Raw genomic sequence first — 19,077 nt, 5'->3', positions numbered from 1 at the left:
CCGCCCGTGAATCATTCACGGCGGTATTTTTTTATGCGTGAGGGTTACCTGGTTGCTATTTTTTTGCCGGTTTCTCGGGATAGGTATTTGCCACAAAGGAAATCCGCAGGGATATGCCGGGCAGACGGATATGCCGGATATGCCGGGAAGACGGGAAGATGGAAAGAATATTTGTTGTAGTTATGGTGTTATCACCAGGAGCGGGATGCGGCGGGTATAACGGAAAAGAGTAGAAAATTTTGAGTACACCAGCTATGATGAAGGAATTGTACTATCGTGAAAATAAATTCGATACAAAGTGATCAGCGCTTCCGCAACAAAGCCAGTTCTTTTTCAAGTTGATGGATATACCGGTCTTTTTGCACCATCATATCTTCCACTTCCTCCATGCTGTATTTAGGATGAATGTGCTGGGGGCAATTCCAGTCATAGGCTTCTATGTGGAAGATGATGAGCCGTTCCGCTTTGAATTTATATCCGGTTGGTTTCAAGAGTTCGTAAAGGTCGGGCCTGTCTTCGATCTGTACAACTTCGGCACGTGCATACATCTTGAGACGGGCACGCAACGGGTACGAAACAAGTATCAGTGAAACATTGGGATGATGGGCGATATTTCCGACCGAAATGTATTGCCGGTTGCCCACAAAATCTACGATGCCCAGCGTTTGGGGATCGATGACCCTGATGAAACCTTTCGAGCCGCCCCGGTGCTGGATGTAGGGGAAATCATTATCGCCCAAAGAAGCCATGTAAAAACTGTCGAGCCTCCCGATGAATTCTTTTTCTATCGGGGTGAGGCCGTCTTTGTAACTATGCCGCTCTACGCGTTCGTAAGTTTCCCGGCTGCCGGCGGCTTCCTGGAGATCTTTGATCACCTCTGTGAATGCCAGTTTGGAATAGTTCATATTTTGTCGTTACGGTTGTTGGCATCATCACCAAAAAACAAAACACTTGTCCGGTAATTGCTATAGTATTTTTATCCTTGGCATTTTTACTGTTGCTGAATTATTTTCACATTGCCTGATCTTGAAAAGCAGTACCATGTGGGTCATTTGAATTTCGGCGATCGCAGTTGTAATCAGGCAAAAAGAATATGTAAGAAATGTTGCTTAAACACATTTTTTTTATAGAATCGGCGCCACTTATAAACAGCAATGCCGCAGCTACCCTAATAGCCGCGGACATCGCCATGTTACTCCGTATGAAGAAGCCGTTGTAGTATGTTCTGAAAACCTCCGGGGTTTTTGCTTTCAACCCCGGAGCGTTTGCTTGTGAAACACCGGGAGCTTGAAATAAAACCTCCGGGGTTTTTTGTTCTTCCCCGGGGTTTTTGCTTGTGAAACGCCCGGAGACTGTTACGGATCCGCCACCAGTAAGGTTCTTTAGTTTGCGCATATAAAACAGCGGGTTGCCGCTGCCGTCCGCAGTAATGTTGATGGATCCGCCGATCGGTACAACAGAACCGGCATCAACACTCTGCCCGATGTAGGTATTTCCGCCGGCATTGTTCGTATAGGCGAAATTTCCACTGATTGCTGTTGCTCCATTATTAAATATCCGCGTATCACCGGCTGTAGTGCGGTTGATGGTAACGCTTCCGTTATGGGTGGAAGGACCCGAGTACCCGGTGTAAAAATCTCCGGTGCCGCTAAGGTTGAACGTGGCGTTGCCATTGAAGATATTCGCTGTGCCGTATGCTTCATAAAAACCACCCGAACCACCGAGATTGAAAATGATATGATCGTTGATAATTGAATTGGTAACATAGGCGCTGCCTGCATTGCCAAGGTTGATAGATATATCTGTAGCCGCAGTTGAATTGGCGAGGGTAGCTCCATTGAGGTTGAAGTTGCCGGTAGCCGTGAGTGAAAATCCGTTGAAGTTCAACCCACTTCCGGCAGCAGTAGTGAAGTTGGCGATCGTGACGCTATTCGCCAGTATGGGTTTGTTGGGGGTATTGGGGATGCTCACGCTGCTGCTGGCAGTTGGTATCGTGGCCGGTGTCCAGTTGTCTGCAAGATTCCAGTCGCTGCTGGTGCTGCCGTCCCAGGTCTGGCCGAAAGCGAGTGGTGATACGATCAGCAGGCAGAGCAGGAGGAGTAAGTTTTTTTGATTCATAACAGTGAGTTTAAGGAACATCGGTCAGGGGCGCATTCCGTCAATATATCGCCGGAAGAGCAAAATGTCATCAGGAAAAGAAATGTTTTTTTGCCGGGAAGACGGGAAGAAAAAAAATAAGGAAGTGGGGCGGGGTTGAGATGGAAATTCGTTGACCAGGAAGTGGTCAAATATATCCTTGCCACACGTTGCAACCCTTGCGGAAAAAATAATCCCTTTGGAGTTTTTGGGGATAGCACTAACAAGAACGGCATTAAAAAAATACTAACTTATACCGTGGAAAATGTTCCCGTATCACCGTTTATGCCCCCGGGCTTCAGTGTCATTAGTACCCGCTATATCATTTGTATTGAGCCGGGAAGACGGGAAGAAAATAGCGGGGGGGGGATTCGTGATACATCAAATACACAAAGTTTTGCTGTAACCAGCATTTAAACCGGGGGATGTTTTTTTGTCATTCAAAAAAGAAATGCGTGGAGATATGGGAAGGGAGACTGTATGAGAATAAAAAGATACTCAAGCTACACCGGGCTGGTAATTTTGCGGACAGATTGCCATGCCTGGCTCTCGAATGAGAGTTTCTGCACCTGCAAAAAAAAGATTTGCCACGAATGCACAAATTATTTCAATACAATAAAAATTCGTGCATTCGCGGCAAATCATCTTCGTGATCTTATTTCAGGAACTGTACCGCTTCCACTTTTCCTCCGCTGATCACTTTCAGCACATAGTTGCCGGAAGCCATTCCCTTCATAGGGATATCCTGCTGCGTTGTTTTGCTGCGGCCCTGGTATACCAATGCACCAGCGGCATTGAAGATGTATAATTCTTTTTCACTGTTATCAGCAAAACTGATAGAAAGTAGTTCATTCTTCACCGGGTTGTTGCGAAGTTTTACAGAAGCATAACGGTAACCAATAGACGCGGTTTTCAGGGCTGAATAATACGATTGCCCGTTGGCATCGATCGACCTGATACGGTATTCATAATTACCTGATGCCAGGTTCTCATCAAGGTAAGTATGCGTGGCGGAGGAGCCCTGGCTTATGCCGGCGATCGTACTGTAACTACCGCCTGCATTGGCGCGCTGCACTTCAAAGCGGTGGATGCCCGCACTAAGGGATACATTCCACGTAAGCAATACATTGCTCCACTGCTGCACACGCAGATCGAACAGGTTATAAGTGATGGGCAATGGAGCACCAACACTGGTGACCACATCCGACCTGAATTTTTTAAAGTTGTTGTTGGCAAGGTCCTTCGCGGCAATGCCATCGTTGTAATAAACCACGGTGCCGTTGTCGCTGATCATCTGGAGTTTGTTGTTGCTGATGATACCGCCGGTATTTACCTGAAGGAAAGATTCCGGGGACATCCCCGTGATGATGAAGCCTGGCTTTGCCACGGGGGCATCCAGCGGGTTGCCGTTCCACGTGTATACGGCACCGTTATAAGCAGCATCGTCGAAGTTACCCGCGATGATCACATAAGTATTGTTGCTCAACCGGTCGATGCTGCGGATGCCCATTCCACCAAGATCCAGCAGTACGGGGCTTCCGAAGGCAGGTGCGGCAGAAGGGCTGCCATTGCCAAACCAGCTTTCGAAATTCAATACAGGAACCAGCAATGCCCTGGTACGGTTACTCACCGGTAATAACGGCGCACGGAAACCGATGTACAAGGTGCTATTGTCCGGCGCAAAACACATGCCTTCCGCATTGAACCCATCGATCACTTTAGGGTCTTTGCCCGATGCGGCGCTGGCACTCAGTCCAAGTCCGTTGCTTTCGCCCCAGGTAATTATCCTGCTGCGGAGGTCTTCATAATCGCCTGCATAACTGAAGCTGGCAGCCGCACCCGTACCGGTAATGTCGGTAGCGAAAATGCGGTTGCGGTTGGGCCGTGGATTGAATGGCGCATCACTGCTCTTATTGCTCATCGAGCCCAGCCAGTATACACGGTTTGGGTTGCTGATACTTTTTACAGAAGCTTCGAGGTCAATTTCTCGGGGAGCACCACCGTCGATATCGGTAAGGTTCAGCAGGCCGCTGTAGTCAAAAGTTTTGAGCGGCATTCCGGATGCGTTCCGGTTGAATACGAATAATTTATTCTGCTCGTCATCGGACACCACCATATAATCATCATCGAGCGCTACAGCTGTAGAGGCATCGGCGTTGGAAGTGTGGTAATGAGTATTGACAGAACTGTTGGCCCCTGATGCCGATACGGCAAACTGAACCGTGTATGTTTTGGTAGCAGCGCCTTTTGTGAGCGTGAGGGTGATATCGCTGTAACCTACGCCTGATGCACCAATTTTTACATTGGCTGTACCAGCCGCTGGTGTGATGATGATATCTGAAAGAGCTACCACAGCAGTATTGGTGCTGGCAGCAGTGAGTGTATAATCGCCTGACGGTATCCCGATGTTATTGTCTTTTATATCGAATACGATGCCCGTATTTTTTGCCGGGTCAGTCAGGTCATTGAGCACACCACTTACTACAGGCGGGGCCAGCAGAGTAGTGGTGAGCGCCGTATTCACGGAAATGGTAAGTGTATTGGCTGCTGCAAATGAAATGCCCGAGGCTGCAGTACAATTGGGTACAGTAGCCGAAGCGGTCCAGGTGCGGGGAGTGGTGAACAGGCCTGTGAGTACATCATACGCACCGGTAGCAGGAAGATAATTGGCGCCGGGATCAGGTGCGATAAATATATTGGTGCCCTGGCCGAATTTTCCCTGTGCGGTTGTATAACGGTCGTTGGTTGGAACGATGAATTTACCGGTGGCATTCCCCACGGCGTCGCCATAAAAAATGGCATCGATGGGTACGGAAGTGTTGTTGATGGAAGCCGCTTCTATATTGAATACGGCAAGCCCGTCTGCATTGCTGCCACCATTGCCCAGTATGCCTGCGGCCTGTCCTGTGCCGATACCACCATCGCCGGCGGCGGAAGTGTTTTTTTGTACCAGTCTGCAACCGCTGCCATTGATCACTAAAGCATTTCCCCCTACATATATTTTTTCGCCCCGGGCGATTGTGCCGGTGCTGATCTGTATGGCATAAGTGCCCAGCGCACCTGTAGCCCATCCGTTGGCTGCTGTGGCTACACTGCCATCTGCGAAGATCACCGTGTAGGGAGTGCTGGCAAAATTGATGGCACGTGTGGCGGTGAGCTCCACAAATTCCTTGTTGTCATCCGTCGAAGGAGGATTGATGAATACATTGGAGATCAGCAACGCCGGTTCCTGTGCCCATGCCGGGATACAGGTGACGAACGTTATAACGATAAGGGATAAACGCAGGTAGAATGATTTCATGCAGAATGATTTTGTGCAAATGTGGAGTGTGTGTGTTATCAAATTGTTGAGGAATTGTTATGTGATTGCTACAGGGTTTAAGAAACAATCTTTCAGTCAGGCGAAAAGAAATAAACGCTGATTTTAAAGGAATGAGAAGATCCCGCTGATTATTTGTTGAAAGCATTGCAAATAAAGCTAACTGCGGAAATGGAGATCTTCAGGGAATGGGAAGACGATCATATACGGGATCGGGTAGACGCATTTTATGTGGATTATGTGCGGGTGCAAAATGAGCTGATCGTAAAGCAACGGGAGTTTCTTAAAACACTCAATAAAAAAGAAGGCATCAGTGATGGGGGCATTCGTAACCAGCTGGCGTTGCTGGACCTGGAGCAGGAGAAGATGCGGCAGTATTTTGAATGGAATGAAGCGGATGTGATCAGGCATGAAGGGAAGAAGGAGGAGAATCCAACGCCGGAAGCAAAACACGATGACGGGAAAGAAACCAGTGCTGAAAAGAATAAACGCTGATCAGAAAAAGATGGGGGGGATTTCACTGATTATTTTTGCTGGCGCAAAGGAAAATGCAGTTCATAAGATTATTCAACTTTGTTTAAACCGCTGATCGTTTTCACCAAGTGAAAACGATCAGCGAAATCCCGTCATCTTTTTTAATCAGCGTTTTTTTATCACGGTGATCATTTCTTAAATTTTCCGAAATGCCACAAAACTCCACTTGGATCATGCAGAAAACATTCGCTTCCCCAATCATTATGTACAATGGAAGACAGCCTTACACCTTCATATTTTTCGGGCAACGCCAAAGCCGATAATTCGGCCCAATACCTTTGCACATCATCCACTTCCAGGAACAACATCGTATTATCGATCCAGTCTTTTACATAAGCATTTTGCAGGTAAAATCCGAACTCGTTTATCTTAAAAAGTGACATATTGGAATCAATGATGATCTCTTCAAAACCAAGATCACGGTAGAAGCTGCGGGAAATGTTGAAGTCCTTTGAGCCGATAAAAGGGCGGAGGGAAATTGCTATATGCTGCATATAATATATATGATGTGTGATGTTTTCAGGCTTGAACGTCAAAAGTATTCCAACAAGTTTTTACAGTTTCAAAGTTAAGTATCATACATCACACATCATACATCACACATCCTCCAGGCTTCTGTGGCCCTTATTTGTGTATTTTCAATCTTATCTGCATCTCCCCTCCATGATAAAATATTTACTGCTCTTCCTCCTTGCAGCACCAGCTGCCCAGGCCCAATCAACCGACAACAACACAATAACCCGCAAGATCGACCGCATCGTGAAACAGGTACAAGCGGATACCACTCTTGTACGGGTGACAAAAACAGACTCCCTTGCCCGGGCCCAAAGATCCCCCATCATGCGCCAGCGCCAGGCGGTTTCATATTTCAGGGATTCTTCCGTGGTGCGTTATCAGGTGGGGCGTTTCGATGGGCCTTACCTGTCTGGTTTCTCCCGCGATTATTATTTCCAGGATGATAAACTTATTTACCTGAGTGAAGAGATAAGCAACAGCAGCCGGATGGGCTCGTGTGGTACGGTTACGGTGAAATATGATTATTATCTGAAAGATGGTGAGCTGATTTATTTCCGCCGTGGGCAGCCACACGATTTTTACGAAACCTGCTATGGCAATATGGGGCCAAAGGATGTGGAAGGCATCAAAGAGGCATTGGAAGCAGACAGGGAAGTTTATAAATGATGAGTGATGAGTTATGAGTGTTGCGTAAGTTTGTACTATAATAACTCATCACTCATCAAAAAGATCCCGCTTTACAAACAAGACGCAGACGCCATCGGAGGGCTCGATATAAGATATATTTCCGGCGATATCCTCGGGCTGGATCGTGATCTATTGCAGGAACACCGCGATGACCACTACATTTTTTTTATACTGCTGAAAGGTCAGGGAGGCATGCATTGCGATATGACGGAGATCTTCATGAAAGCCCCGGGCCTGTTGCTCATCAAACCTTTCCAGGTGCACGCACCCGCAGGGGAGTATTATGATGCGGAAGGATATTTTGTAAGCGTGGATACTTTTCTCGTGCCTGCCCATTGTGCAGAAATTTTTCGTGACCTGGCTACAGGACAGCAGGCATTGCTTCTGGGTAAAGAAGATAAAAAAAATCTGGTGGAAACGATGAAACTACTCCATCACGCCTTCGGCGAAAAAAATACTTTTGGCCAGCAGATCATACAGGGCTTTTTGTTTCGCTGGTCAATAGGATAGCCTCCTTGTATACCAGCGTGGGTACCGCAACTCCTGTTAGAAAGAATCAGGCCCAGGTGCTTACGGCAGGTTTCAGAAAACTGTTGTCGGAGGGCTGGTACCTGCGGCCGCCTTCATGGTTTGCCCGCGAATTGAATATTACTACTTCGCATCTCAACGATTCGGTAAAACAAATAACAGGTTATTCCTGCACGTATTGGCTGCAGGATGCGATGATCACCGAGGCAAGGCGTTTGTTATACTATACCAACAACGATGTGAAAGAGATCGCTTTTACCCTGGGCTTCGAAGACCCGGCCTATTTCTCCCGGTTATTTAAAAAAATGACCGGGGAAACCGCTCTTGCTTTCAGGAATAAATTCCGTGAATGATTCAATCATCGCTTTTGTTTGTGAACCCGTAATTTTTTATGGCAAAGATAATTTTGTACCAAAATAATTCTTATGCCAACAATACCAAAATGGATGGGCGACATCATGGAAAGTACCTTCAGCAATAAATTCAGGAGTGTTACCATCACACATATTGAATGCCTTAGTACGGAACTGAAAAAGATCCGGTTTAAAGGTGATCTTTCTTCCGTAAAATTTCAGGCCGGGCAGGCAGTGGTTTTCCGTATTGATGGCCGCAACTACCGTCATTACACACCTTCTTTCTGGGACAGCGAAGCGGGTATCTGCGACATCGTATTTCACCTGCATGGCAATGGCCCCGGGCAATTGTTCATCAGTAAATTGAAGGAAGGCGATCACCTGCGGATGGGATTGCCCAGCGGTTACAACCTTTACAAACGCGACAGCAAGTATCATTTTTTCTTTGGGGACGAAACAACGCTTGGTTTATTCCAAAGCCTTAAAAATCTCATCAACACTGAAGACAAACATTATATTGGTGTGCTCGAACTCGATGCCGGATCGCTTCATGCACCCGGGCAACTGGGGTTGATGCTGGATGTGGTGCCTAAGGCTGAAACGAAAGCGCTGCATGCCATCCGCTTTCTCGATGAGCTCGAAGAAGAACTCTGGGAATTGTGGAAGACAGGTGTTTTTTATCTTATGGGCAATGCCCGTTCTATTCAGGTATTTCGTAATGCATTGAAGCAACGGGGAATTTCGTCGAAGAATATTGTGACGCAGCCGTATTGGGTGGAAGGGAAAGCAGGACTTTGATAGGTTTAGAAGTTTAGAAAATTTACGCAGAGAATATTCTCACACTCTAAACTTCTAAACCCCTAAAGCCCTAAACCCCTTCGCACACGATCACAAATAAAAAATATCCCCCCACACCCAACAGATCTTTCTCATGGTGCGTACTGTTAATTGCAAGCAATCCCGGGAGCGAGCGATTTACTAACAGTATCAATTAAAAACAACATGAAAAAGACTAATATATTGAGGCTATTCGCACTGGCGATAGCATCCGGAACCTTACTGATGGCTTGCGATAAAGACGACGCACCTTCCTTGTCGCCAAAAGTGCAAAAGCTGGTGGCTAAAAACTGGAAGGTTCAGTCGATCAACGTAAAACTGCCGAATGATGCGGACAGCAACGTGCTGAAAGCGTGTACTTCGGATGACATCATCCAGCTGACTACCAGCGGATTCGATTTCCAGGATGGCGCGACCAGATGCGATTCTACTGCATTTTTTTATGCAAAAGGCAGCTGGGCGATCAACGAAACCACCGATTCTATCCACCTCAATGCATCTTCTCCGGCAAAATATGTGTCATGGAAGATTGTAACCCTCAACGACAGCGTGCTGAAAGTAACACTTACCGATAGCAGCAACGTGGCAAGGAAACTGGTGAAGACAATAGCGTTTAAACATTAATTTAACAGGACTGCAGCTTTTTACCATGGAAAGTTGCAGTGTTTTATTACCATTGAATACTGGTTGAAATAATTTGAGCGAAGCAAGATTATATGAGTGGATAGAAGGATGCCGCGGCAACGACCGGCAGGCCCAGGAAGCCGTGTACCGCTATTTCTTCGACGATATGTTTGCCACCTGCAAACGTTATACCGACCATCCGCACGATGCACTTACGATACTCAACGATGGTTACCTGAAAGCATTTTCCAATATCACGAAATACAGGGAAGAACTGGGCAATTTCAAGCCCTGGCTCAAGACCATCATCATACATACCGCCATCGATTTTACCCGGAAACAGAAACAGGGTACGCAACTCATCCATATCGACAATATCCGCGAGCAGGGCGAAGATGATTTTCAACTCAGCTATAACTGGAAGCACGAAGAGTTGCTGCAACATTTAAAATTATTACCGTCGGTGACCCGGCTGGTCATCAACCTTTTTGCCTTCGATGGTTATTCGCACAAGGATATCGCCGAAGAGCTGGATATCTCTGAAACCACCAGCCGGTGGCACGTGGCTGAAGCAAGAAAAAGATTAAAGGTTTCCATGCAACTGGTGCAGCGTAAAAAAGACAATCAATTATGAGCAGATATTTACATAACGATCCCGGACAAAACATATCCGCCAGTGAGGCTTGGCAGGATATGCGGCTGTTGCTGGACAAACATTTGCCTGTAACACCTGCGCCGGCTAAACGGAGGCCTTTTTTATTTTATTCAGCAGCCGCTTCCTTCATCGGCCTGCTGTTGCTCTGTTACCTGCAGCTGCAACCTGATCATGGAAAGATGACAAGCATTTCCGGCAAAAAAAACACCACAGATAATTTTTCCGCCAACGCTGATAGTACAACCGTTCCTGCAATTGCCGGTACATCTTTGGTCACCACTTTTTCGCCAACCGTGATCTCCCCGGCTGTTTTCGATAATGGCCGGCCAAAAGGACAGCAGCAGGCAACTATCCGCTATATGTCCGGTGAGAAAATAAAGAACATCTATTCCGCTACTACCGCGTATCACACTACCACTACAACCAGCGACGATCAGAATGATGATGAGATAACCCGTGGTCAAAAATCAGTGCGGGAAAAACAGCTTTCTGCTATGCACAATATGGAACTCATCGCGGATAAAGGATTTACATTGCCTGCAGGCCTGCATATGTACAGCGGTAAAACGGACATGATATATTTGTTGCCGGTAAAAGAAAAAGCTGATCCGTCGGATAAAAAACGCAGGAAAGGCTGGTGGGAAACAGGCGCGGGTATTGGCAGCAATGCTGTGATTGATAATGAAGTGGATCCACGTCCGTATCCTGTTGCGGAAGTAAAATATAATTTCTCGCCGAAGATCTATGTGTCTGCAGGGCTCACGGCATTTTCCCCGGTAAACAGTCATAGCCGCAGCATCAATAAAACGGTATATGTAAATGATACGGCCAATAATCTGCGCTCTTACAATGAAGTGTTGCGGTATACACGTTTCGAATATGCGGATATCCCTATAATGGTGGGCTTCCGCATCAACAAACGGTTTGCGGTGCAGGCGGGGTTGCAGGCTTCGGTATTGACCGGGCAGAAAAAACGCCGTGATCTCAAGGGGTACGATTTCCAGATGAACCCGTTGTCTACCGGACCGAATGTGATAACGCTGAGCCCGGTGAGCAGTGATGTATTTGAAGCGAAAGCCCGGAAAATAGATGGGCGTGCCATTGGTGGAATAAATTACACCGCCAAACAGTTTTCGGTAAATCTTAGCTACCAGCAAGCTTTACAGGCTGCTGTACAAGGTAGCCATGTAAGCAGCAGTAAAAACAGGCTGGTTAGCCTGCAGCTGCTTTACCGGCTTAAAAAATAAGGAATAAGTAATAAGGGATAAGAAATCATAAATAGAAAATAAGAAAGTTGAAGTCTGCAAGGATGCCACTTTCTTATTTTTTTTATTTCTTATTTTTTATTATCTTTTGATCCTGGAAAATACCTGTCAACTGTATCAATTCTTTTAACTCCAAAACTTCAGCACATGACAACAAAGGTATCTTCTTCTCCAACAAAAGCACAAAACATTTTTCGCATCCTCCTGGGGCTGCTGCTCATTTTTGCCGGTACAAGCCATCTTACGATAGCCCGTATTACGTTCAGGGCGCAGGTTCCGGGGTGGGTGCCGCTCGATCCCGATCTGGTGGTAGTATTGTCCGGCATCGTGGAAATATTGCTGGGCCTCGGGTTATTATTGCTGTCGAAATACCGCAAGCAGATGGGATGGATCACAGCGCTTTATTTCCTGGCGATCTTTCCTGGAAACCTGAATCAATACCTCAATCATGATCCCGCGTTCGGGCTGGATTCGGATGCCCTGAGGCTGGTGAGATTGTTCCTGCATCCATTGCTGATCATCTGGCCGCTGTGGAGCACGAGGGCGTGGAAGAAGGGGTAGGGAATCGTGAATGGTCAATAGTGAATGGTGAGATCTTTGAGGCACAATCAGAAATGGTCATCTTTAATTACAGTAGTTTTAACGTATTCATATAAAAGGCGAAGTTTTCAAACTTCGCCTTTTATATGAATAGAATCTGAAAAAAAATTTGATGATTGTTTTTATTTATCGTAATATTGCGATTGATGGGAACGACAAAAACAGAAATCTTTACGGAAAAGCAAAATAAACTGGCAGGCATGATGAAGGCATTGGGCCATCCTGCAAGGATCGCCATCTTGCAATACCTCGTAAAGAAGCAGGCTTGCGTGTGTAACGATATTGTGGGTGAATTGGGACTGGCCCAGGCTACCATCAGCCAGCACCTTGCCGAGTTGAAAAAGGTTGGGCTGATCAACGGAACCATTGAAGGCACAAGTGTTTGTTATTGCATCGACGCTAAGGTATGGGAACATTTTAAAACAGTATTTGAGGGCTTTTTTGTGAAGTATGTAAACAAGGACAACTGTTGTTGATTTTTTTTACTATCATTCATCGTAATATTACAATAAACATCTAAACAAAATTTTATGTCTACTGAAAATGAAATTAAAGATAGTGTAAGGCAGAAGTATAGTGATATCGCTTTACAGGATAAAAAAACAAATGAGTCTTCCTGTTGCGGGTCCACTTGCTGTTCAACAGAAATCTATAACATCATGAGCGATGATTATAGCGAACTGGGCGGATATACCCCTGATGCCGACCTGGGATTAGGCTGCGGTCTTCCTACACAGTTTGCAAAGATCAGCATGGGCGATACGGTGATTGACCTGGGGAGTGGTGCCGGCAACGATTGTTTCGTTGCCAGGAAAGAGGTTGGAGAAAACGGTAAAATTATCGGTATTGACTTTACGCCGGCAATGATTGAGAAGGCCAGGAATAATGCTGAAAAATTAGGCTACAACAATGTTGAATTCCGCAAAGGCGATATTGATAAGATGCCGGTTGGGAAGGAAATGGCTGATGTGATAGTGAGTAATTGTGTGCTGAATCTCGTGCCTGATAAAGACAAGGTTTTTAAAGAAATATTCCGCGTATTAAAACCGGGCGGCCATTTTAGTATTTCTGATGTGGTTTTGATGGGCGAACTGCCGGAGGCTCTAAAGAAAGATGCTGAAATGTATGCAGGATGTGTTGCCGGCGCCATTCAAAAAAATGATTACCTGGCGCTTATTGAAGGAAATGGCTTTGCGTCCATCAGTGTACAAAAAGAAAAGGCCATCATCATTCCTGATGATATTTTGAAAAATTATTTATCACCTGCGGAAATAACAGATTTTAAAACAGGTGCAACGGGCATCTTTAGCATCACAGTTTATGCAGAAAAACCAACATCCTGCTGCGGGCCGGATTGCTGCAACTAGCCGCAGAAAAAAATATAGGAAAATTGTGGTCATCACCGGCTCGGTCATATTGCTCAACCCCATGTTTGGCTTTGACCCAAAGTTTACGATCATAAATATTATATGGTTATTAGATTAAAACAGAATGAAAAAAATATTAGTCCTTTGTACCGGCAATAGCTGTAGAAGCCAGATCGCTGAAGGTTATTTGAGGTTCTTCGCCGGAAATAAAGCAGAGATTTATAGTGCCGGTATCGAAACACACGGAGTAAATCCGCGTGCAATAGCTACGATGGCTGAAGATGGAATGGATATTTCCAGGCAGACCTCAAATAACGTCGCGGAATATAATGGTATGCATTTCGATTTTGTGATTACTGTTTGTGATAACGCAAATGAGCATTGCCCGGTGTTTCCCGGCAAAGCAAAAAAATATCACCATAACTTTCCGGATCCATCAAAGATGGGGGGAACAGAAAAAGAGATAAGCGAAAATTTCAGAACGGTGCGGGATGAAATAAAAAGGTACTGCGAAAAGTTTATCCTGGAGAATATTTACGACGCGGATTAGGGCCACTGGAAGGCAAGTTGCCGGGGAATAAAAAAGGCTGAAATGCAATTTTACATTGCGTTTCAGCCTTTTTAGCTGTGCCCAGAACAGGATTCGAACCTGCACATCCTTGCGAACGCTGCCACCTGAAGGCAGTGCGTCTACCAATTTCGCCATCTGGGCAACTTGAAAAGATAAAAAGCTATCCCTGGCGAGGCAGGGATAGCCGGATTGGTGCCCACGAAAGGAATCGAACCTTCACGCCCTTGCGAACGGCAGATTTTGAGTCTGCTGCGTCTACCAATTCCGCCACATGGGCCTCTTTTCAAAAAATAAGAACAGCTGTTGCCGGCCATTCGTTATCCCGTTCACTCCGAACGGGCTGCAATATTACATCAATCATCCAACCTATCCAAAATACGTTTCAAATATTTTTTCTTGAAATGATAGGCTTTGAGTTCCTGCAGGTCGGCATCGGGGTATCCTGTTGGCGCCGGTTTGTCCAGGATGCCCGCCACTGCCGCATCCAGCCCGGCTTCCACCGCGGCTACACGTGCCCGGAAACTGCTTTCGTCTTCTTCCGTAAGTGCCTCGTTGAGTTCCATCATTTCCATCAGGAAATCGGGCGGCAGATTGTATTTTTCATCCGTTTCCACTACCGCTTTCTCTTTGAGGAAATATTCAAGGGTACGGTCCTGGTGCCTGAAAATATGATATGCTTTATTTACATCGGCGGAGCGCTCCAGCATGGCTTCCTTTTCTTCCTCGCTGCCTTGTGTGAAAAAATCGGGGTGATAAAGTTTCTGCAGCTCGAAATATTTTTTATTGACCAGGGTGTGATCCGCTGTGGGAGCGAAAGGCAGGTCGAAAAGTTCGTAGTAGTTCATGAGGCAAAGATAATGCAGTTGCGCCTGACGTTTGCGAAGGCCGGGCAAAGATTTACCGCAGAGGGCCAGAGAAAGCAGCGTTCACGCAGCGTTGCAACGCATGGTCTCTGCGAAACCTCCGTTTCCTCCCGTTCTCTGCGGTGAAAGAGCAGGTCAATCTTCACGAACGCCCAACAACCCGCCACCCGTCACCCGCGATCCTTCATTCCTCCAACCTGAAAACCGATCCTTATCTTTGCCAATATATTTAAAAGAAATTCGATGCTCATAGGATTAATCAGGGAAGGAAAGGTGCCTGCAGACAGCCGGGTAGCCCTTACGCCCGCACAGTGCAAATGGATGCACCTCAACAGGAAGGATGTTCGCGTAATAGTACAACAAAGCAGCCACCGCTGTTATTCCGATAAGGAATATCAACAGGCGGGTGTGGAAGTGACGGAAGACCTCTCTATGTGTGATATACTTTTAGGCATCAAGGAAGTGCCGGTTGACCAGCTTATTCCCAATAAGACCTACCTGTTTTTTTCCCATACCAAAAAAATGCAGCCTTACAACCAGAAGCTGGCCAAAGCGATGGTGGAAAAGAATATCACCCTGGTGGATTACGAATGCCTGGAGCATGAGGACGGCGCGAGGATCATCGGGTTTGGTTTTTTTGCCGGGATCGTAGGAGCGCACAATGGAATGTTTGCCTACGGCCAACGCACCGGCGCTTACCAGCTTGACCGTATCAACTCTTCCAAAAACTTCCAGCACCTGGTACACACTTATTTCGGGTTGAGGCTCCCCAATATCAAGATAGCCGTAACGGGCAGTGGCAGGGTAGCGCATGGGGTGCTCGAAATCATGAACCTGCTGGGTGTGCATGAAGTGGAACCTGATCAGTACCTCAAAAAAGAATTTACCTACCCGGTGTATGTACATCTGAAAGGTGCAGATCTGTATGCCCGCAAATCCGACAAAGTATATGACCGCGAAGATTTTCATGAAAACCCGGAAACATACGACTGCCTGTTTAAAAATTTCCTGCAGCATACAGATATATTGATGAACGGGGTTTACTGGGAAGCCCGCATACCAAGGCTGTTTGAAAATGAAGACATGAAAAGGCCGGATTTTAGAATAAAGACCATCGCGGATATTACCGACGATATGTATGGCTCCGTGCCCTGCAATATCGGCGATTCCACGATCGCCGATCCGGTGTATGGAGTGGATAGAAATTCGCTGGAAAAAACGGCGCCCTACATCGAAAATTCGGTGGATGTAATGGCGGTGGGCAATCTGCCGAATGAATTGCCGAGGGATGCCAGCCGTTATTTCGGGGAACAACTGATCAAATATGTATTGCTCGACCTGTTTGCTGAAAACAGTACCCTGATCGATAAAGCCACCATCATCAAAAAAGGGAAACTGAATGGGCCGTATAAATATATGAGTGAATATGTAAACTAAGACCGCGGAGCTTTCTTTGAACCTCCGGGCGTCTGAGTCCAGGCAAACACCCGGAGGTTGAAAGAAAACCTCCGCGGTTAATAAAATGCAAAAGCCCCGCGGAAGCGGGGCTTTGTCGTGCGGAACTGATGAGTTTGAATCAGTCTGTATTTAAAAAGATTGCTGATTTTTCGTGCTGGCTTAACGGGATACTACAAACTTTATTGTGTGCTTTTATACATATTTATTTTTTATCAGTAATTGTGATTGAAAATAAACCCTTTAGAAAAAAAATATTTTTCAAAAAGGTTGCATGGTTATCCACAACCATGCTAAATCTGTGGATAACCCAGTGTTTTCGGTACTTTCAGGCGATTTTCGTAGTATAAATATTACAAGAAAAATTGATGCAGTATGACAAGAAACGATTTTTCACTGGTTTATATTTGCAATGTGTTTATGATATAAAGGAAGAAAGCGGACTAAAGTATGTTCGTTTAAAATTTCCTGATTTTTCGTCCGGCATTTTTTAACAGTTGTTGCGATGAAACATTAACACAAGATCTTTTCAGGCTGCGGTTGACTAACATCAAGAAAGGGGGTTTCAGCCGCGAATTATAAAGTTCAAACATTAATGGTATGGATATTGCTAATTGATGTACCGTTCAAAAACAAAGAGAATAAACTATAATATATCAAGTGAAAAACCCGTATTGATCCAATATCATATCCGCTCCCGCGAATATCAGATGTACATACTTTTCACCTCTATTTATCGTTGTATTTTCAAACCTATTAAGAATTAACATTTTTAATTACTATGAAATAAAACCGAATCCAATACCATTAACCAAATCAATATCCGACTAACCTATCCTTAGAGTTCAATTAAATGAAAAACCAATGAAATTATCTTTCATCACTAAAATCGGTGTGTTCCTGCTATGCCTGTTCGCTGCCATAGGCGCCCGGGCTACAGAGTACTACGTTGATGCCAACAGCACTTCCTCCACCCAAAGCGGTACACTGGCTAACCCCTGGAAAACACTGGCCCAGGTAAACAGCAACATGAGCCGTTTTGCTGCAGGCGATATCATCTATCTAAAGAAAGGATCAATTTTCACCGGTCCCCTTACCATCACCAAAAGCGGTACAGTTTCCGCACCACTTACTTTCACTAATTACGGTACAGGAAATCTTCCGATCATCACCGGGTCCAGCAAAGCAGTTACCATGTACGGCAACCGCCAGTATGTTGTGGTAGATGGTTTGGCGGTTACTGATCTAAATATGAACCCCGATGACCATTACGCACAGGCCACGATCTCTACAGCTTTTGAAGTGGAAGGTTCTTACCTCACTGTAAAGAATTGTGAAATGTCCATGGTAGGTTGTGGTATCAACCTCGGGGGTGACTATAACACGATCGACAATAATAAGATCTTCAACCTGCGTATGATCAGGAATACGCCTACCAGCCAGAACTCAGATGATGATTATGGTGCAAGCCCGATCGTAGTATCCGGTGCCAACAACATGATCACCAGCAACTGGTTCAAAGACTGCTGGGCTTACAGTTATGATTACGGCTACGATGGCGGCGGCGTGGAATTCTACGGCGACGGCTCAGGCGATAATAAGATTTTGTACAACACAGCGATCAATTGCAACGGCTTCATGGAATATGGAAGCTCAAGCGGCGGTGAAAGTAACAACAACATGGTTGCTTACAATCTCCTGATCAACTGCGGTGATCTTGTTTATACCAACACCAGCGGTCAATATGCTATCAACGTAAGGAACCTGCAGGTGTACAACAATATTTTTGTAGAAACAAAGATGCAGTTCACAGGAGTTGGCCAGATGATCATCATCGGCAGCAACTGTACCATCTCCATGAAAAATAATATTTTCTGGCTGACTGATGGTGTAGACGTAGCAAGGTCGGGTATCTTCAATCTGGCGCAGAATACGCATGAAAATAATATCTATCACCTTGGCACCGGAAGTGTACTGGGCTTTACGGCCAACGCCAGCGAGTTATCTACCATGGCATCGCTCTTTACCAGCATCGCTGGTACCGATCCGGAATTGTGGAACTACAACCCGCTTGCTGCCAGCCCTGCTGTCGACTTCGGCAGGAGCGTTGGACTTACCAGGGATTTTGCGGGTACTTCAGTAGCGGGCAACAGCACACCGAATGCCGGTATGCTGGAAGGCGGCGTAACTACTCCCACAACTCCGCTGGCCGCAACATCTACCGCAGCAGCTGTAGCCTGTAACGGTGGTACTACTACTGTAACAGTGGCGGCAACCGGTGGTACTGCACCTTATACCGGTACAGGAACTTTTACCAAACCAGCAGGCACACACACTTTCACCGTAACGGATGCAGCAGGCGCTTCTGCTACCACATCAGTAACCGTAACCCAGCCATTGCTGCCTCTTACAGCCGTATTGTCGGCCGGAGTGATCCTGCTCAACGGTGGCGTTACCGCTATTACAACGGTAGCAGCCGGTGGAACAATTCCCTATACTTACAGCCTTAATGCAGGAACATATCAATCCAGCAATATATTTAACGGTGTTGCAGCAGGCACACATCGTATCACCGTAAAAGATTCCAAAGGTTGTACGGTGAGCGAAACGATCACTATTACACAACCCGGCCCTGCTCCTGCACCACTGGTAGCTGCAGCAAGCGCAACGGGTACCATCGCCTGTAATGGTGGTACTACTTCTGTAACCGTATCGGCTACAGGTGGTACGGCACCTTACACCGGTACAGGTACTTTCACCAAAGGTG

Annotated in this window: 19 protein-coding genes and 2 tRNA genes; 14 read left to right on the top strand and 7 right to left on the bottom strand. The window is 46.1% G+C overall.

From position 1 onward, the window contains the following. Positions 1–302: 302 nt before the first annotated feature. The 3 genes from EGI32_RS11375 to EGI32_RS11365 all read right to left on the bottom strand — a co-directional run bounded on the left by EGI32_RS11375 (position 303) and on the right by EGI32_RS11365 (position 5,437). Positions 303–905 (bottom strand): pyridoxamine 5'-phosphate oxidase family protein, encoded by a 603-nt coding sequence (locus EGI32_RS11375; RefSeq protein ID WP_255155478.1) that lies wholly within the window; start codon positions 903–905, stop codon positions 303–305. 106 nt (positions 906–1,011) lie between these two features. Beyond that, positions 1,012–2,118, bottom strand: coding sequence for a hypothetical protein (locus EGI32_RS11370; RefSeq protein ID WP_255155477.1), 1,107 nt, complete (start codon positions 2,116–2,118; stop codon positions 1,012–1,014). 673 nt (positions 2,119–2,791) lie between these two features. After that, positions 2,792–5,437 carry a T9SS type A sorting domain-containing protein gene (locus EGI32_RS11365; RefSeq protein WP_255155476.1) on the bottom strand — a complete coding sequence of 882 codons (2,646 nt, stop codon included), beginning with the start codon at positions 5,435–5,437 and terminating at the stop codon, positions 2,792–2,794. 165 nt (positions 5,438–5,602) lie between these two features. Here EGI32_RS11365 and EGI32_RS11360 point away from each other — a divergent pair, with 165 nt between their 5' ends. Next, positions 5,603–5,950, top strand: a complete 348-nt coding sequence (locus EGI32_RS11360) for a hypothetical protein (protein WP_255155475.1) — start codon at positions 5,603–5,605, stop codon at positions 5,948–5,950. A gap of 167 nt (positions 5,951–6,117) precedes the next feature. Here the strand turns inward: EGI32_RS11360 and EGI32_RS11355 are convergent, their stop codons facing one another. After that, a complete protein-coding gene (locus EGI32_RS11355; RefSeq protein WP_255155474.1) occupies positions 6,118–6,483 on the bottom strand; it encodes a glyoxalase in 366 nt (121 codons plus the stop codon). A gap of 169 nt (positions 6,484–6,652) precedes the next feature. On the opposite strand from EGI32_RS11355, the gene EGI32_RS11350 reads away from it, so the two are divergent. The 11 genes from EGI32_RS11350 (at position 6,653) to EGI32_RS11300 (ending at position 13,971) form a co-directional block, all read left to right on the top strand. Continuing rightward, a complete protein-coding gene (locus EGI32_RS11350; protein ID WP_255155473.1) occupies positions 6,653–7,171 on the top strand; it encodes a cupin domain-containing protein in 519 nt (172 codons plus the stop codon). Positions 7,172–7,177: 6 nt separating this feature from the next. After that, complete coding sequence (locus EGI32_RS11345; RefSeq protein ID WP_255155472.1) at positions 7,178–7,702, top strand: hypothetical protein; 525 nt, start codon at positions 7,178–7,180, stop codon at positions 7,700–7,702. A 5-nt stretch (positions 7,703–7,707) separates the two neighbouring features. Then, positions 7,708–8,073: an AraC family transcriptional regulator gene (locus tag EGI32_RS11340; RefSeq protein ID WP_255155471.1), complete on the top strand. Its 366-nt coding sequence runs from the start codon at positions 7,708–7,710 to the stop codon at positions 8,071–8,073. Positions 8,074–8,145: 72 nt separating this feature from the next. Beyond that, a complete protein-coding gene (locus EGI32_RS11335) occupies positions 8,146–8,871 on the top strand; it encodes a siderophore-interacting protein (RefSeq protein ID WP_255155470.1) in 726 nt (241 codons plus the stop codon). Between the two features lie 204 nt (positions 8,872–9,075). Further along, positions 9,076–9,534 (top strand): hypothetical protein, encoded by a 459-nt coding sequence (locus tag EGI32_RS11330; RefSeq protein ID WP_255155469.1) that lies wholly within the window; start codon positions 9,076–9,078, stop codon positions 9,532–9,534. A 73-nt stretch (positions 9,535–9,607) separates the two neighbouring features. Then, positions 9,608–10,168, top strand: coding sequence for an RNA polymerase sigma factor (locus EGI32_RS11325; protein ID WP_255155468.1), 561 nt, complete (start codon positions 9,608–9,610; stop codon positions 10,166–10,168). Then, positions 10,165–11,436: an outer membrane beta-barrel protein gene (locus tag EGI32_RS11320; protein WP_255155467.1), complete on the top strand. Its 1,272-nt coding sequence runs from the start codon at positions 10,165–10,167 to the stop codon at positions 11,434–11,436. The genes EGI32_RS11325 and EGI32_RS11320 overlap by 4 nt, the downstream gene beginning before the upstream one ends. A 165-nt stretch (positions 11,437–11,601) precedes the next feature. After that, on the top strand, positions 11,602–12,015 hold the full coding sequence (locus tag EGI32_RS11315; protein ID WP_255155466.1) for a hypothetical protein: 414 nt from the start codon (positions 11,602–11,604) through the stop codon (positions 12,013–12,015). 185 nt (positions 12,016–12,200) lie between these two features. Next, positions 12,201–12,530, top strand: coding sequence for a helix-turn-helix transcriptional regulator (locus EGI32_RS11310; RefSeq protein WP_255155465.1), 330 nt, complete (start codon positions 12,201–12,203; stop codon positions 12,528–12,530). Positions 12,531–12,584: 54 nt separating this feature from the next. After that, a complete protein-coding gene (locus tag EGI32_RS11305) occupies positions 12,585–13,421 on the top strand; it encodes an arsenite methyltransferase (RefSeq protein ID WP_255155464.1) in 837 nt (278 codons plus the stop codon). A 124-nt stretch (positions 13,422–13,545) separates the two neighbouring features. Next, complete coding sequence (locus EGI32_RS11300; protein ID WP_255155463.1) at positions 13,546–13,971, top strand: arsenate reductase ArsC; 426 nt, start codon at positions 13,546–13,548, stop codon at positions 13,969–13,971. Positions 13,972–14,049: 78 nt separating this feature from the next. On the opposite strand, the gene EGI32_RS11295 is transcribed toward EGI32_RS11300, so the two are convergent. The 3 genes from EGI32_RS11295 to EGI32_RS11285 all read right to left on the bottom strand — a co-directional run bounded on the left by EGI32_RS11295 (position 14,050) and on the right by EGI32_RS11285 (position 14,837). Further along, positions 14,050–14,133, bottom strand: a tRNA-Leu gene (locus EGI32_RS11295). A gap of 49 nt (positions 14,134–14,182) precedes the next feature. Continuing rightward, a tRNA-Leu gene (locus EGI32_RS11290) sits at positions 14,183–14,269 on the bottom strand. 76 nt (positions 14,270–14,345) lie between these two features. Further along, positions 14,346–14,837 carry an iron-sulfur cluster co-chaperone HscB C-terminal domain-containing protein gene (locus tag EGI32_RS11285; RefSeq protein ID WP_255155462.1) on the bottom strand — a complete coding sequence of 164 codons (492 nt, stop codon included), beginning with the start codon at positions 14,835–14,837 and terminating at the stop codon, positions 14,346–14,348. Between the two features lie 261 nt (positions 14,838–15,098). Here EGI32_RS11285 and EGI32_RS11280 point away from each other — a divergent pair, with 261 nt between their 5' ends. Both EGI32_RS11280 and EGI32_RS11275 read left to right on the top strand, forming a co-directional pair. Continuing rightward, positions 15,099–16,292 carry an NAD(P)-dependent oxidoreductase gene (locus EGI32_RS11280; RefSeq protein WP_255155461.1) on the top strand — a complete coding sequence of 398 codons (1,194 nt, stop codon included), beginning with the start codon at positions 15,099–15,101 and terminating at the stop codon, positions 16,290–16,292. A gap of 882 nt (positions 16,293–17,174) precedes the next feature. After that, positions 17,175–19,077 (top strand): hypothetical protein (locus EGI32_RS11275; RefSeq protein WP_255155460.1); only part of this gene is annotated, 1,903 nt, incomplete at its 3' end.

It is taken from the genome of Ferruginibacter sp. HRS2-29, assembly GCF_024343615.1.
Lineage (GTDB): Bacteria > Bacteroidota > Bacteroidia > Chitinophagales > Chitinophagaceae > Ferruginibacter.
This window is presented reverse-complemented; position numbering and strand designations above follow the sequence as displayed.